This window comes from Microbacterium sp. PF5, from assembly GCF_004794315.1.
Lineage (GTDB): Bacteria > Actinomycetota > Actinomycetes > Actinomycetales > Microbacteriaceae > Microbacterium > Microbacterium sufflavum.
In genome coordinates this window covers 26416-41933 of sequence record NZ_SSDQ01000174.1, presented here as the reverse complement: position 1 = coordinate 41933, position 15518 = coordinate 26416, and the positions used below count along the sequence as shown (strand labels likewise).

General features: G+C 72.5%; 12 protein-coding genes. 7 read left to right on the top strand and 5 right to left on the bottom strand.

The annotated features are described in order from the left end of the window. Nucleotides 1-2882, bottom strand: a 2882-nt coding sequence (locus DW297_RS18460) for a proline dehydrogenase family protein (protein ID WP_136035158.1), incomplete at its 3' end; no start/stop codon positions are given. Nucleotides 2883-3020: 138 nt separating this feature from the next. Here DW297_RS18460 and DW297_RS18455 point away from each other — a divergent pair. The 4 genes from DW297_RS18455 to DW297_RS18440 all read left to right on the top strand — a co-directional run bounded on the left by DW297_RS18455 (nucleotide 3021) and on the right by DW297_RS18440 (nucleotide 7806). Further along, nucleotides 3021-3929 (top strand): LysR family transcriptional regulator, encoded by a 909-nt coding sequence (locus tag DW297_RS18455; RefSeq protein ID WP_136035157.1) that lies wholly within the window; start codon nucleotides 3021-3023, stop codon nucleotides 3927-3929. Nucleotides 3930-3989: 60 nt separating this feature from the next. Continuing rightward, the gene (locus DW297_RS18450) at nucleotides 3990-5477 is read left to right on the top strand and encodes a glycosyltransferase (RefSeq protein WP_136035156.1); all 1488 of its coding nucleotides are present in this window, start codon (nucleotides 3990-3992) and stop codon (nucleotides 5475-5477) included. A gap of 106 nt (nucleotides 5478-5583) precedes the next feature. Beyond that, a complete protein-coding gene (locus DW297_RS18445) occupies nucleotides 5584-6171 on the top strand; it encodes a nitroreductase family protein (protein ID WP_136035155.1) in 588 nt (195 codons plus the stop codon). 123 nt (nucleotides 6172-6294) lie between these two features. Beyond that, on the top strand, nucleotides 6295-7806 hold the full coding sequence (locus DW297_RS18440; protein ID WP_136035154.1) for an APC family permease: 1512 nt from the start codon (nucleotides 6295-6297) through the stop codon (nucleotides 7804-7806). Between the two features lie 57 nt (nucleotides 7807-7863). On the opposite strand, the gene DW297_RS18435 is transcribed toward DW297_RS18440, so the two are convergent. Then, a complete protein-coding gene (locus DW297_RS18435; RefSeq protein WP_136035153.1) occupies nucleotides 7864-10080 on the bottom strand; it encodes an ATP-dependent Clp protease ATP-binding subunit in 2217 nt (738 codons plus the stop codon). 121 nt (nucleotides 10081-10201) lie between these two features. Further along, nucleotides 10202-11401: a bifunctional phosphopantothenoylcysteine decarboxylase/phosphopantothenate--cysteine ligase CoaBC gene (coaBC, locus tag DW297_RS18430; protein WP_136035152.1), complete on the bottom strand. Its 1200-nt coding sequence runs from the start codon at nucleotides 11399-11401 to the stop codon at nucleotides 10202-10204. A 135-nt stretch (nucleotides 11402-11536) separates the two neighbouring features. On the opposite strand from coaBC, the gene DW297_RS18425 reads away from it, so the two are divergent. Next, a complete protein-coding gene (locus DW297_RS18425) occupies nucleotides 11537-12235 on the top strand; it encodes an NRDE family protein (RefSeq protein WP_136035151.1) in 699 nt (232 codons plus the stop codon). A 119-nt stretch (nucleotides 12236-12354) separates the two neighbouring features. Here the strand turns inward: DW297_RS18425 and DW297_RS18420 are convergent, their stop codons facing one another. Further along, nucleotides 12355-13326, bottom strand: coding sequence for a GlxA family transcriptional regulator (locus DW297_RS18420; protein ID WP_136035150.1), 972 nt, complete (start codon nucleotides 13324-13326; stop codon nucleotides 12355-12357). 85 nt (nucleotides 13327-13411) lie between these two features. Between DW297_RS18420 and DW297_RS19060 the strand changes: the two genes are divergently transcribed. Then, a complete protein-coding gene (locus DW297_RS19060; RefSeq protein ID WP_168442905.1) occupies nucleotides 13412-13573 on the top strand; it encodes a hypothetical protein in 162 nt (53 codons plus the stop codon). Nucleotides 13574-13624: 51 nt separating this feature from the next. Continuing rightward, nucleotides 13625-14266 (top strand): hypothetical protein, encoded by a 642-nt coding sequence (locus DW297_RS18415; protein ID WP_136035149.1) that lies wholly within the window; start codon nucleotides 13625-13627, stop codon nucleotides 14264-14266. 19 nt (nucleotides 14267-14285) lie between these two features. On the opposite strand, the gene DW297_RS18410 is transcribed toward DW297_RS18415, so the two are convergent. Further along, nucleotides 14286-15518 carry a glycosyltransferase gene (locus DW297_RS18410; RefSeq protein WP_136035148.1) on the bottom strand — a complete coding sequence of 411 codons (1233 nt, stop codon included), beginning with the start codon at nucleotides 15516-15518 and terminating at the stop codon, nucleotides 14286-14288.

The window sequence follows — 15518 nt, the reverse complement described above, 5'->3', positions numbered from 1 at the left end:
GGGGTCACGGCGGCACCGGGCGCGGCGGCGGGCAGTTCGGCCGCCCGCCACTCGCCGAGGCCGAACAGGTAGTTCGGGCCGCCCGCCTTGGCGCCGGCGCCCACGGCCGAGCGCTTCCACCCGCCGAACGGCTGCCGCTGCACGATCGCGCCGGTGATGCCGCGGTTCACGTACAGGTTGCCCGCCTCGACCCGGTCGAGCCAGGTGGCGACCTCGGCGGAGTCGAGCGAGTGCAGGCCGGCGGTGAGGCCGTAGTCCACGGCGTTCTGCAGGCGGATGGCCTCGTCGAGGTCCTTCGCGTGCATGATGCCGAGCACGGGGCCGAAGAACTCCGTGAGGTGGAAGTACGAGCCCTCGCGCACACCGGTCTTCACGCCGGGGGTCCACTGCTTCCCCTCGTCGTCGAGCTTGCGGGGCTCGACCAGCCAGCGCTCGCCCTTGTCGAGCGTGGTGAGCGCTGTGAGCAGCTTGCCGTTCGCGGGTTCGATGATCGGGCCCATCTGCGTGGCGGGGTCGTCGGGGAGCCCCACGCGCATCGAGGTCACGGCGTCGACGAGCTGCCGCTCGAACCGCTTCGAGTCCGCGACCGAGCCCACGAGGATCGCGAGGGAGGCGGCGGAGCACTTCTGTCCCGCGTGGCCGAAGGCGCTGCGGGCGACGTCGGCGGCGGCCAGGTCGAGGTCGGCGGAGGGCGTGACGATGATCGCGTTCTTGCCGCTGGTCTCGGCGAGCAGCGGCAGGTCGGCCCGGAACGAGCGGAACAGCTGCGCGGTCTCGTAGGCGCCGGTGAGGATGACCCGGTCGACCTGCGGGCTGGCGACCAGGCGGGTGCCGAGGTCGCGCGAGGCCAGGTCGACGAGGGCGAGGAGGTCGCGCGGCACACCAGCGGCCCACAGCGCCTCCACCATCACGGCACCGCAGCGCTGCGTGAGCTTGGCGGGCTTGATGATCACACCGGAGCCCGACGCGAGGCCGGCCAGCACACCGCCCGCGGGGATCGCGACGGGGAAGTTCCAGGGCGGCGTGACCACGGTGACCTTCGACGGCACGAACTCCGCGCCCGTCACGGCGTCCAGGTCCTTCGCGCGCTCGGCGTAGTAGTGGGCGAAGTCGATGGCCTCGCTCACCTCGGGGTCGGCCTCGGCGATGGTCTTGCCCGCCTCGTTGGCCATGATCTCGATGAGCTGTCCCCGGCGCGCGGCGAGCTCGTCGCCCGCGCGATGCAGCACGGCGGCACGCTCGGCGGCAGGCAGCGCCGCCCACCGCTCGGCGGCGGCGGTCGCGGCGGTGAAGACCGCGTCGAGCTCGGCCTCGGTCTCGATGCGGGCGGCGGCGATCGCGTCACGCCCCAGCGTCGTGGAGACGGAGCGGCGCAGGATGTCGCGACCCCAGGCGCGGTTCGCGGCGAGCGCGGGGTCGCTGTCCGGCTGGTTCGCGAAGCCCTCGGTCACGCCGGCGGGGCGCTCGTCCGCCCGGTTCTGCGTGCGGTGCGGTGCCGGAACCCGCTGCGACTCCGGCAGCCCGGCGTCGGCGGCGAGGGCGGCGAGGGAGCGCTCGAACCGCTCGCGCTCGCGCGTGAGCAGGGTCGGGTTCGACGCGAGTTCGAACACGGCCGACATGAAGTTCTCCGGGCTCGCATTCTCCTCCAGGCGGCGCACGAGGTAGGCGATCGCGACGTCGAACTCGGCGGGGTTCACGACCGGCGTGTAGAGCAGCAGGCGGCCGACGTCCTTGCGCACGGCCTCGGCCTGACCGGTCGCCATGCCCAGCAGCATCTCGTACTCGACCGCGTCGGTCACGCCGCGCGCCTTCGCGAGGAGCCAGGTGTAGGCGATGTCGAACAGGTTGTGTCCGGCGACGCCGATGCGCACCGCGTCGAGGCGCTCGGGGGTCATGGCCCAGTCGAGCACGCGCTTGTAGTTCGTGTCGGAGTCCTGCTTGGTGCCGTAGGGCGCGAGCGGCCACCCGTGCACGGTCGCGTCGACCTCTTCCATCGCGAGGTTGGCGCCCTTGACGACGCGGACCTTGATGGGCGCCCCGCCCTTGGCCCGGCGGGCGGTGGCCCACTCCTGCAGGCGCTGCATGGCACCGAGCGCGTCGGGCAGGTAGGCCTGCAGCACGATGCCGGCCTCGAGGTCCTCCAGCCCGGGCTGGTCGAGGATGCTCGTGAAGGCCGCGATCGTCAGGTCGAGGTCACGGTACTCCTCCATGTCGAGGTTGATGAACTTGGCCTTGCCCGCAGCCTCCGCCTTCGCGGCGAGCCGGTAGAGCGGCGTGAGCTTCTCGACCACGTCGGCGACGGCCTCGTCGAATGACCACATCGACAGCTGGCTGACGACGCTCGACACCTTGATCGACACGTAGTCGACGTCGGGGCGGGCGAGGAAGTCGTACGTGCCCTGCAGGCGGCGGCCGGCCTCGCGCTCGCCCAGCACGGCCTCGCCGAGCAGGTTGAGGTTCAGGCGGTTGCCGGTCTTGCGCAGCTTCGCGATCGCGGGCCCGAGCTTCGACGGGGTGGCGTCGAGCACGAGGTGGCCCACCATCGCCCGCAGCACGCGACGCGAGATGGGGACGACGACGCCGGGGAGCTTGGGCGCCCAGAAGCCGCCGGCCTTGATCGCGGCACGCAGGTAGCCGGGCAGCAGCGTGGGGGTGATGTCGCTGAGCTCGGCGAGCTTGCGGCCGGCGACGCGGAGGTCTTCCGGACGCATGACGCCGTCGACGAAGCCGACCGTGAAGTCGAGACCGTTCGGGTCTTTGAGCACCTCGGAGAGGCGCTGAGCGGCGGGCTCGACGGGGTGGGTCTCGCTCTCGGCGAGCCAGCGCTGCACGAGTGCGGCGACCTCTTCCGTGCGGGGCGTGGTGTCGTCGATGACGGTCATGGGCGGGGTTACCTTCCTCGGCAGCGCACACCCGGGTGACGTGTGCGGCTGGATCATTGTCCAGCCGCTCGGTAGGCTCCGTCTATCAACCGATTCGAGTGGATTCTGTTCACTCAGACTTAACGGACGCGAGGCCCCGTGCTCGACATCACCCGCCTGCGCATGCTCGTGGAGCTGTCGCGTCGTGGCACGCTCTCCGCGGTCGCCGACGCACTGTCCTACAGCAAGGCCTCGGTGTCGCAGCAGCTCGCGGCCCTCGAGCGCGACGTGGGCGTCCCCCTGCTGCGCCGGGTGGGGCGCGGCGTGCAGCTCACCCCGCAGGGCACCGTGCTGGTGACCGAGGCGATCGGCATCCTCGACCAGCTCGAGCACGCCAGGGTCGCGGTCGCGGAATCGCTCACCGAGGTGACGGGGACCGTGCGTCTGGCCGTGTTCCAGTCCACCGCCCACTCGCTCCTGCCCCGCGCTCTCGCCGCGCTCGCGGAACGTCACCCCGCCCTCCGGGTCGAGGTGACCGAGCGCGACCCGGAGTCCGCCCTCGACGCGGTCTCCGGCCGGGAGGACGACCTCATCCTCGCCGAGCAGTATCCCGGGCACAGCCGTCCGATCCACGCCGATCTCGACCGGGTGGCGCTCGCGCACGACGCGATCGCGCTCGCCCGGCGCCCCGGTTCCCCCGCGCACGGCGACCCCGCGACGACGCTCCGGTCGACCAGCACGGCCCCCTGGGTGCTGGAGCCGGCGGGCACCGCCTCGCGCGCCTGGGCCGAGCAGCTGTGCCGCACCGCGGGGTTCGAACCGGACGTGCGCTTCGAGCTCGCCGACCTCACGGCGCACATCCGCCTGATCCACGCCGGGCTGGCCGTCGGGCTGCTCCCCGAGCTGGTGTGGGCGGGCGACACCCCGACCGTCGACCTCTCCCCGCTGCCGCGCTCCCCGCGCCGCGAGATCTTCTCCTCCGCGCGACGGGTGTCGGCCGCCGCCCCGTCGATCCGCGCCGTGCGGGCCGCCCTCGCCGACGCCGCCTCGCACAACCTCCTCGACTGATCCGCCCGGTCATCCGCGAGGAGGACGCGCCCCGGAGAGCCCCGGGCTATCCTCGGCAAGATGTCGCTCTTCCCTCCCCGCCTCCCGGCCGCCCGGCACTTCGCCCTCACCTGGGGCATCACGGAGCAGTACGGGGGGATGACGAGCGCGATGCTGCGCCGGTCCCGCTCGTTCCGCCGGATCGGGGGCGTCGACGTCGACCTGCTGACGCTCGACGACGGCCCCGACTACCCCGAGCTCTCGGAGCGGCTGCGGGCGAAGGGCGAGCTGATCGACGGGCTGCGCATCCGCAACCTGTGGGACGAGCTGCGCGCCACCCCGCCCGCACCCCGGGGCGTCATCCCGACGCTGCCGCCGCTGCTGGCCCCGGAAGACGACGACACCGTGCGCGAGCACGACGGCGTGGTGCTCAGCCGCGCACGCCGAGACGGGGACGGACACCTGTCGGTCGACCGGTTCCGCCGCGACGGCTCCCTCCTGGCGACCGAGCGCGAGGGGGCGGAGCGGCGCGTGGTCGTCTACGGCGTCGACGGGACCCCGCTGCGCTCCTGGCGCACCACCTGGGGGCTGTACCGCTGGTGGTTCGACCGCCTGACGGCGGGGCGCGCGAGCTTCCTGCTGGTCGACTCGAAGACCGCCGCGCGACCGGTCGCGGGATACCGCCGTGACCACGTGACGACCCTGCACGTCGTGCACGCCTCGCACCGGGTGGCCGGACGCCCGCGGACGCTCCGCGCCTCGCGGGAGGGCGTCCTGCGACGCGCGGGAGACTTCGACGAGATCGTGGTGCTGACCGAGCGGCAGCGCAGCGACCTCGTGGAAGACCTGGCGGCCCTGGGCGTGCACGCGCGCGTGCGCACGATCCCGAACGAGGTGACGCTGCCGCCCGCGGTCTCCGCCGCCCGTCCGGCCACCCGCGGCGTGGTGGTCGCGTCGCTGGACAAGCGCAAGCGCCTGGGCCACGCGATCGAGGCGCTCGCGAAGGCCCACACCGCGGACGCCCGGATCGAGGCCGACGTCATCGGCGAGGGCCCGGACGAGCCGAAGCTGGCCGCGCGCATCCGCGATCTCGGCGCCGAGGACTGGATCCGGTTGCGCGGCTTCGACCCGCACGCACGGGAGGAGTTCGCGACCGCCGGGTTCAGCCTGCTCACGTCGACGTCGGAGGGGCTGCCCCTCGTGCTCGTGGAGAGCATGGCGGCCGGGTGCATCCCGCTCGCCTACGACATCCGCTACGGCCCGGCCGACATGATCCGCGATGGCGTGAACGGCTTCCTGCTCCCCGAGGGCGACGTGGACGGGCTCGCCCGGCGGATCGCGGGGCTCGCCGCGATGCCGCCCGGGCGGGTCGAGGGCATGCGGAGGAAGGCGCGGGCCAGGGCGGCCGAGTTCTCCGACCGGGCGATCACCCGGCGGTGGGCGCGCGAACTCCGGGCCGCGTACGACGCGAAGCTGCTGACGGCCGCACGGGAGCAGCCGATGGGCGTGCGGGCGCGGCGACTCGCGGGCGTGGTGCGGCGCCGGGCCCGGTGGGCGCTCGGCCGCTGAGCATCCGCCGCTGACGCGCGGGAATATGCATGCGCATGTATGAGTTGGGTGGGGAGTAGCCCGGACGACGGCGTCCGATCCATCCCACCGTCCGAAAGGCACTTCCGTGAGCACTCCCGTCATCGACCGCACCGCCCCGACCGAGCACCCCGTCCTCGACGTCCTCGCCGGCCGCTGGAGCCCCCGCGCCTACGACGCGCAGAACGCGATCGACGAGGACAAGCTCGCCACCGCCCTGGAGGCCGCCCGCTGGAGCCCCTCCGCCAACAACACCCAGCCCTGGCGCTTCCTGGTCGCCCGTCGCGGCACCGCACTCCACGCGCAGATCGTCGACGCGCTGATGGGCTTCAACCAGGCGTGGGCCGGCAACGCCGCGGCGCTGATCGTCGCGATCGCCGAGACCGAGACCGCCGACGGCACGCCGCTCACCCACGCCCTGTACGACCTCGGCCAGGCCGTGGCCCACCTCTCCGTGCAGGCGCACCATGACGGCCTCGTCGTGCACCAGATGAGCGGCTTCGACCCGGAGGTCGTGCGCGAGTTCGCCGACCTGGAGCCGCGCTTCACCCCCACCACCGTCATCGCGCTCGGCGAGCTGGGCGACATCGCTGCGCTGCCGGAGCCGCTGCAGGAGCGCGAGGTCGCCCCGCGCGTGCGTCGCCCGATCGCGGAGACCGTGCTCCTCAGCGCCTGAGTCGCGCGCACGCCGGCGCTCCGCCGCGACAAGGCCCGGTCCCCGCACGGGGCCGGGCCTCGCCGTATCGGGCGGCCTTTTGTGAGGGGTGCGGCACGACCCCCCGCACCTACAATCGTCGGCATGGCATTCCAGCGCAGGGTCAAGTCCGTCGAGCAGTCGATCGCCGAGACCCACGACGAGCAGAGATCGCTGAAGCGATCCCTCGGCGTGTGGGATCTCGCCGTCATGGGTGTCGCGGTCGCGGTCGGCGCCGGCATCTTCTCCGTCGGCGCCGAGGCCTCCGCGCGACACGCGGGCCCGGCCGTCATCATCTCGTTCATCATCGCGGCGGCCGTCTGCGGTCTCGCGATCCTCTGCTACGCGGAGTTCGCCTCCTCCATCCCGGTGGCCGGGTCCGCATACACGTTCACGTACTCGACGTTGGGCGAGTTCCTGGCCTGGATCATCGGCTGGGATCTCATCCTCGAGATGCTGATGGCCTCCGCGGTGATCGCCAAGTACTGGGGCGTCTACCTGGGCGACGCCGTGTCGCTGTTCGACCTGCAGATCCCGATGACGCTGCAGCTCGGCCCGCTCAGCTTCGACTGGGGTCCCGTCGTGATCGTGGCCATCTTCACCGTGCTGCTCGCGCTCGGCACGCGGCTGTCCAGCCGCGTCAACAGCGTGTTCACGGTCATCAAGGTCGCGATCGTGCTGTTCGTCATCGTCGTGGGGCTGTTCTTCATCAACGGCGCCAACTACACCCCGTTCGTGCCGCCGGCGCAGGAGGGCGTCGCCTCGGAGAGCGCCTGGACGCAGTCGCTGTTCTCCTTCATGACCGGCGCCGACCCGTCGATCTACGGCGTGTTCGGGATCCTCAGCGGCGCGGCCCTGGTGTTCTTCGCGTTCATCGGGTTCGACGTCGTCGCCACCAGCGCCGAGGAGACCAAGGACCCCAAGCGCACCGTGCCGCGTGGCATCATCCTCGGGCTCGTGATCGTGACCGTGCTCTACGTGCTGGTCGCGATCGTCATCACCGGGATGGTGTCGTACACCGAGCTGGCCAAGCTCGACGAGCCGTCGCTGTCCAGTGCGTTCGAGCTGGTCGGGGCGACGTGGGCGGCGCAGGTGATCGCGATCGGCAGCCTCGTGGGGCTCACCACGGTGGTCATGGTGCTGCTCATGGGTCTGGCGCGCGTGGTCTTCGCGATGAGCCGTGACGGCCTGCTGCCCCGCTCGCTCAGCGTGACCGACGCCAAGCGCGGCACCCCCATCCGCATCCAGCTGATCGTCGGGGTGGTGATCGCGATCATCGCCGGATTCACCGACGTGCAGGTGCTGGGCGACATGATCAACATCGGCACCCTCTCGGCGTTCGTGCTCGTGAGCATCGGGGTGCCGATCCTGCGCAAGAGCCGCCCCGACCTGGAGCGGCCGTTCACGGTGCCGCTGTCGCCCTGGCTCCCGTGGATCTCCGCGATCGCCTGCTTCTGGCTGATGCTGAACCTCAGCACCGAGACCTGGGTGCGGTTCGCGATCTGGCTCGCGCTGGGCCTGGTGATCTACTTCGCCTACTCCCGCCGGCACTCGCTGATCGGCCGGGAGCTGGAGCGCGACGCCCTCGGCGGCCTCCGCAGCAGGCCGTCGGACTGACGGCGAAGAGCCCCGCCCCGGGTTTCCGGGACGGGGCTCTCGTGTGGTGACGGAGTCTCAGTCGTCGAGCAGCTCGGCCTCGATCACGTCGTCGTCGTCCTCCGCGGGCTCGGGCTCGGGGGTCGTCGACGTGAGCACGAGTCCCGAGCCGTCGGCCGCCACGTCCACGCGGACGGTGTCGCCGTCGCGCACGCCACCGGAGAGCAGCGCCGTGGCCAGCTTGTTCTGCACCTCGGTCTGGATGAGCCGGCGCAGCGGCCGCGCACCGAACATCGGGTCGTAGCCGCGTTCGGCGAGCCACGCCCGCGCGTCCGGGGTGACGGCGAGCGTGAGCCGGCGGTCCTTGAGCCGGTCGTGCAGCTGGTCGACCGACAGCTCCACAATCTGCGCGAGGTCGTCCTCGCTCAGCGCGCTGAACATCACGATGTCGTCGAGCCGGTTGAGGAACTCCGGGCGGAACGCCTGCCGCACCAGCGCCATCACCTGCTCGCGCTTCTCGTCGGGCGAGAGCACGGGGTCGATGAGGATCGGCGAGCCGAGGTTCGAGGTGAGGATCAGGATCACGTTCGAGAAGTCGACCGTGCGACCCTGGCCGTCGGTCAGGCGGCCGTCGTCGAGCACCTGCAGCAGCACGTCGAACACCTCGGGGTGCGCCTTCTCCACCTCGTCGAGCAGCACCACGCTGTACGGGCGCCGCCGCACGGCCTCGGTGAGCTGGCCGCCCTGCTCGTAGCCGACGTACCCGGGAGGGGCGCCCACGAGCCGGGAGACCGAGTGCTTCTCGCCGTACTCCGACATGTCGATGCGCACCATGGCGTGCTCGTCGTCGAAGAGGAACGCGGCGAGCGCCTTGGCCAGCTCGGTCTTTCCGACACCGGTCGGCCCGAGGAACAGGAACGATCCGGTCGGACGACCGGGGTCGCTGATGCCCGCACGGGAGCGGCGCACCGCGTCGGACACGGCCTTCACGGCGTCCTTCTGGCCGATCAGCCGCTTGCCGAGCTCGTTCTCCAGGTGCAGCAGCTTCTCGCTCTCGCCCTGGAGCAGACGCCCGACGGGGATGCCCGTCCAGGCGGCGATCACCGCGGCGATGTCCTCCTCGGTGACCTGCTCGTTCACCATGCGCGGCTCGGTCGAGGTGGTCGCCTCCGCCTGCTCCGCTTCGGCGATCTCGCGCTCCAGCCGCTTGATGGTCTCGTACTCGAGCTTGGACGCCTTCGTGTAGTCGGCGTTGCGCATCGCGAGGTCGCGCTGGGTGACGGCGTCGTCGAGCTGCTTCTTCAGCTCGCCGACCCGGTTGAGCCCCTGACGCTCGCGCGCCCAGCGGGCCTCGAGGCCGGCGAGCTCCTTCTCCAGCTCGACCAGGTGCTCGCGCAGCGCCCCGAGGCGCTCCTTCGAGGCGGCATCCTTCTCGCGCTTGAGGGCCAGCTCCTCGAGCTTGAGCCGGTCGACCTGACGCTTGAGCTGGTCGATCTCGACCGGGGAGGAGTCGATCTCCATCTTGAGCCGCGACATCGACTCGTCGATCAGGTCGATGGCCTTGTCCGGGAGCTGCCGAGCGGGCAGGTACCGGTTGGACAGGGCGGCGGCCGCCACGAGGGCGCTGTCCGAGATCGTCACCCCGTGGTGCGCCTCGTAGCGACCCTTGAGGCCGCGGAGGATCGCGATCGTGTCCTCAACCGAGGGCTCTCCCACGTACACCTGCTGGAACCGGCGCTCCAGGGCCGCGTCCTTTTCGATGAACTCGCGGTACTCGTTGAGCGTGGTCGCGCCGATGAGCCGCAGCTCACCGCGGGCCAGCATCGGCTTGAGCATGTTGGAGGCCGCGACGGAGCCCTCCCCGCCGCCCGCGCCCATGAGCACGTGCAGCTCGTCGATGAAGGTGATGACCCGCCCGTCCGATTCGGTGATCTCCTTGAGCACCTGCTTCAGCCGCTCCTCGAACTGCCCGCGGTACATGGCACCGGCCACGAGGGCGGAGATGTCGAGGGTGACGAGCTCCTTGTCCTTCAGCGACTCGGCCACGTCGCCCGCGACGATGCGCTGCGCGAGCCCTTCGACGACGGCCGTCTTGCCGACGCCGGGCTCGCCGATCAGCACCGGGTTGTTCTTGGTGCGACGCGTGAGGACCTGGCTGACGCGTCGGATCTCGCTGTCCCGTCCGATGACGGGGTCGAGCTTGCCCTCGCGGGCGCGGTCGGTCAGGTTGATGCCGAACTGCTCGAGGGCGGACTGCTGTTCCTGGTTCGGGGATCCGGTCTGCGGGGTGGTCATGCGCTCCTCCTGGAGGTACTCCTTCTGGTCGGCCCCGCCGCCGAAGTCCGGGGACGGGATAAAAAGTTGAGCCGTGTTGACTCAAGTTTACCATTCCGGGGGTCGTGCCTCCAGCCCGTCGTCACCTCTCCCGGACGATGGCATCCCAGACCGCGGCGGCGACCTCGCGCTTCGACCCCGACGCGGTGCCGGCCGCGGTACCGCCAGGACCGAGGATGTGCACGGTGTTCTCCGCGCGCTCGAAGCCGCGGTCCCAGCCGACCTCGTTCACCACCAGCAGGTCGACGCCCTTGCGCTGCTGCTTCGCGCGGGCACGGTCGAGCATCTCGGCCTCGTCCTCCGGCGTCTCCGCGGCGAACGCGATCACGAGCTGCCCCGCGCGCCGAGCGGCCGCGAGCCCGGCGACGATGTCCTCGTTCTCCACGAGCTCGATCGGCGGCACGCCCCCGGTGTCCTTCGTGAGCTTGCGCGCCGACACCTCGACCGGGCGGTAGTCGGCCACCGCCGCCGCCATGACCACGACCTGAGCGTCCGCGGCCGCCTCGGCCATCGCGGCGGACAGCTCCGCGGCCGTGCCGACCGTGACCACCCGGATGCCCGGATGCCGCGCGGCCTCACGCACGTCGCCCGCCACGTTCGCCGCCACCAGGGTCACCTCGGCGCCGCGGGCGGCGGCTTCGGCGGCCAGGGCGACCCCCTGCCGCCCGCTGGAACGGTTGCCGAGGAAGCGCACCGGATCGATCGGCTCGCGCGTGCCACCCGCCGACACCACCACCCGGACGCCGGCGAGGTCGCCGGGCGTGAGGAGGGTCTGCGCCGCCGCGAACACCTCCTCCGGCTCCGCCATCCGCCCCGGACCGCTGTCGCCACCCGCCAGCTCGCCGTCGGCCGGACCGACCACGTGCACGCCGCGTTCACGGAGCGTTCCCATGTTCGCCTGCGTGGCGGGGTGCCGCCACATCTCCGCGTGCATCGCCGGGGCCACCAGCACCGGCGCCTCGGTCGCGAGCAGCGTGGTGCCCAGGAGGTCGTCGGCCAGCCCGGCGGCCATCTTCGCGAGCGTGTTGGCGGTCGCGGGCGCCACCACCACGAGCTCCGCGGCCTGCCCGAGCGCGACGTGGCGCACCTTCGCCACATCGTCGTGCACGCTCGTGGTGACCGGGTGCCTGCTGATCGCCTCCCACGTCGGCAGCCCCACGAAACGCAGGGCGTCCGCCGTGGGCACCACCGTCACGTCGTGACCCGCCTTCGTCAGCAGGCGCACCAGGTGCACCGTCTTGTAGGCGGCGATGCCGCCCGTGACCCCCACCACGATGTTCACGTCTCGATTCTGCCCCAGCCCGCCCCCGCCCGGGCCTGCAGGATCGCAGAGGGGCCGGGCACGCCGGTCCCGCGCACGTCGTCGACGCCGCGCCGGGAGGGCCCCGGCGCGCGCGGGCGACCTAGACTCGGGAGGGTGTGCACGGTCGTGATCGATGTCGAGGCTGCCGGTTCGGCACGGCTCCTGGCCGTGCGAGACGAGGATCCCCACCGCGAGTGGGACGCACTCGGCCCGTGGTGGCCGGAGCAGTATCCGGGGGTGATCGGCATCCGCGACCGCCGGGCGGGCGGGGCCTGGCTCGCGGTGAACCCGCAGGAGCGCCGCCTCGCGGTGCTGCTCAACCGTGCCGACGTGAACGACCTCCCCGGCCCCGCGGCATCGCGCGGATCGCTGCCGCTCGAATCGGTGTCGGGCCGTTCGCCGCAGGGCCTCCCCCGCATGCACGGGTTCAACCTGCTCGAGGTCGGGCCCGACGGCGCGCGGGTGGTGTCGTGGGACGGCGCGACGATGCGCGAGACCCCGGTGACGCCCGGAACCCACATGATCGCGCACGACGACCTCGACGACGAGCAGACGCCGCGCATCACCGCGTGGCTGCCGGAGTTCCGCGCCCTCGGGCCCGCCGCGGCGAGCGCCGACTGGGTCGCGGAGTGGACGGCGCTGCTCGGGGCCTCCGCGGAGCTGTCACCCGAGGACGACCGCGCGATCATCCGCGACAACCGTCCGCACGGGTATCCGACGCAGTCGCTGCTGTACGCCGTGGCCGCGGTCACCCCCGCGGGGGTCGAGGTGCGCGACGTCACCCTCCCGTCCCCCGCGCACTGGACCGCCTGACCCGCGGCGCCCTGACCCACGGCGCCCTGGCCTTCCGGATCGAAACCGCGCCTTCCCGCGCCTCCCCCGGCCCGTTATCCACCCCGCACTGCCCGGCACCGACCCGGCGCGCCCGCGACTCAGGCCGCGGGCACCGCGTCGTCCGCGCAGGAGAACCGCGCCCGATAGGCCGTGGGCGTCACGCCGAGCACCCTGGCGAAGTTCTGCCGCAGCACGGCCGCCGAGCCGAAGCCGCACTCGCCGGCGATGTGCTCGAGGGGCAGGTCGGTGCGCTCCAGCAGACGCTGCGCGTGGATGATGCGCTGCCGGGCGAGCCACGCGGCGGGTGTCGCGCCGTACTCGGCCTTGAAGCGCCGCGCGAACGTGCGGGGCGACATGAGCGCCCGGCCGGCGAGGTGGTCGACGCTGAGCTCCTCGCGCAGGTTCTCCACAGCCCAGTCGGCGACCGCGGCGAGGGAGTCCGACGGCGCCACCGGGATGGGGCGGTCGATGAACTGCGCCTGACCGCCGTCGCGCTGCGGCGGCACGACCATGCGGCGGGCGATGCGGTTGGTGATCTCGGCCCCGAGCTCCTGGCGCAGCAGGTGCAGGCACGCGTCGATGCCCGCGGCCGTCCCGGCACTGGTGATGATGCGGTCGTCCTGCACGAACAGCACGTCGGGGTCGATGTCGATCCGCGGGTACATCTCGGCCATGGTGTGCGCGTACATCCAGTGGGTCGTGGCACGGCGCCCGTCGAGCACCCCGGCCGCCGCGAGGATGAACGATCCGCTGCACACGCTCATGACCCAGGCCCCCCGGTCGACCGCGGCGCGGGCGAGATCGGTCAGACGCTCGTCGATACGACCCCAGGTCGAGCGGGGCACGGGGCAGAACACCACGAGGTCGGCTTCGTCGGCGAAGGTCAGGTCGTGCTCGACGTTGACGGAAAAGCCGATCTTGGAGCGCACGACCCCGGGCTCCGGCGCGACGATGCGGAAGTCGAAGTTCGGCACGCCGTCGTCCGAGCGGTCGAGGCCGAACGCCTCGCACGCGACACCGAACTCGAAGGGGGCGAATCCGTCCTGGATGACGCAGGCGACCGTCTTCATGCACTCTCCCGGTTGGCAGTTTTCTGTCGTAGAGGGTCGTTTCTGCCACTCGTGGCCGTAACCCGCTGCGCGTAGCTTTTCTGCCATGATACTCATCATCGCGCTTCTCGCCATCGCCGGGTGGGCGGTCGTCGCCACGATCGTCGAACTGCGCCGCGACGGCTACCGCCCCACCCCGACCGACTGGAGCCGGGTCTCCGGTCGCGACGTGCACCAGCGGGCCGAGCCGGGTCACGGCTACCGCTGACCGTCGCACAACCCCCTCGTCGCGCCACGGCGGCGCGGCTACGCTCGGGGCATGAGCGACCCCCAGCAGCCCGCCGAGTCCGCACCCGTGCCACCGCCGCCCGCCCCTCCCCTCACGGCCGAGCCGCGCTACCCCGCCGCGCCGCCCCCGGGGTACCCGAGCTCCGCGCCCTCCTTCCCCCACCCCGCCGCATCGCCGGCCGCCCCCGCCTCGACGACCGCGGCTCCCGGTGCGACCGGCCCGACCGCGAACCCGTACGCCACCGCCCCGTCCGCGGCACCGGACGGCACCCCCTACCCGCCCGCGTACCCCACGGCCGTCACGCCGGGCGGCCCCGGGTACCCGCAGTTCCCGGTCGGCGCCCCGCCCCGCACCGCCGCCGACCGTGGCAGCTCGCTCGGCCGGGTGGCGTTCATCGTCGCGGTCGTGGTGTTCGCCCTCGACCTGCTCCTGATCCTCGGGCGCCCGTTCCTCTACATGGGCGACCGCGGCTACTCGCTGATCGGATTCGTCGAGGGCGCGTCGTCCGTCGTCGGCTTCCTGGGCTACGCGGTCGCGCTCGTGCTGGGCATCGTCGCCGCGCGCCGCCCCGGCTCCCGGCTGTTCGCGGGGATCGCGATCGGCATCTCCGGCGCCGGACTGCTCGGGATCGTCACCGTCTGGCTGGCCTCGATGTTCTACCGCTTCGTCTGATCGACGCCGAGGGTCCCGCTCACCGGCCGTCCCGCACGCGCTCGTACACCGCGACCATGGCGGCGGTGCGCGACGACTGGCGGAACGCCTCGGCGACCGCCGGAACGGGGGACGGAGCGGCGCCCGCGGCGATGTCGGCGGCGGCACGACGCAACGTCTCCGCGAGGGCCGCGGTCCGCTGCGCCTCGCGCTCGCGCTCCGACGCGGTGGGGTCCGCCTCCGGTACGGCCCACAGCCCGCCCTCGAGCTCGGCCGCGATGTCGGGGTCGCACACCACCGAGGGCGTGCCGAGCGTCGCGGCCTCAAACGGGGTCATGCCCTGCGTCTCGAAGCCGATGGAGGTCTGGACGAGCGCGTCGGCGTCGGCGATGCGCGCGAGCGTCTGCGCGTAGGTGAGGCGCCCCGCGAAGGTCACGCCGTCGCGACCGGCGACGATCCGTTCCGCGGCCGCGCGCTGCGCGCCGCCCCCGATGACCTCCAGGTCGGCGTCGACGCCCGAGGCCACGAACGCCTCCAGGAACGGCAGCAGGCGCTTCTCCGGGCTCATCCGTCCGAGCCACACGAAGCGCGGGCGCCCCGGGCGGCGCTCGGCGGGCGCCGCGGCGAGGGTGCTCGCCCGCACGTCGTCGTCGATGCCGTTCCAGATCACGTCGACGTGCGGGAACACGCCGTTCTGCTCCAGACGCCGGGCGAAGTGACCGGAGGGCGCGGTGACCGCCGAGGCCCCGGCCGCGAGCCCGCGCAGGTACGACCAGCCGTCACTGCCCCCCACGCGGATCCCGATGCCCCGCAACGCACGGCGGCGCCACGCGTTGAGCACCGCGAGCACGGGACGGTGCAGCGGGGTGACCGCCGCGAGGCCCACATCGACGCGGTTGTGCATGGTGTGCACCACGGGGAGCCCGTGCCGCTGGGCGTAGCGGTGTCCGATGAACGCCCCCCAGAAGTCGGCCTGCACGTGCACGAGGTCGACGGGAGGGCGCTGCGTCATGGCGCGGTCGAGGGCGCGGTCGGTGGCGCGGCCCGGCCAGCTCATCGCGTACTCGCGGTCGAGTGTGATCGGGACGGACGGGAGGTCGACGTAGGCACCGGCCGGCACGTCGCCCTCGGGATCGCGGTGCGCGTGCATGCGTGGCGCGACCACCGTCACGGTGTGCCCCGCCCTCTCCAGAAAGGTCCGCTGCAGCCGCATCGACACCTGCGCGCCACCGAGGGAGTCCAGGTGCTGATCGCCGAAGAAGACGATGTGCAT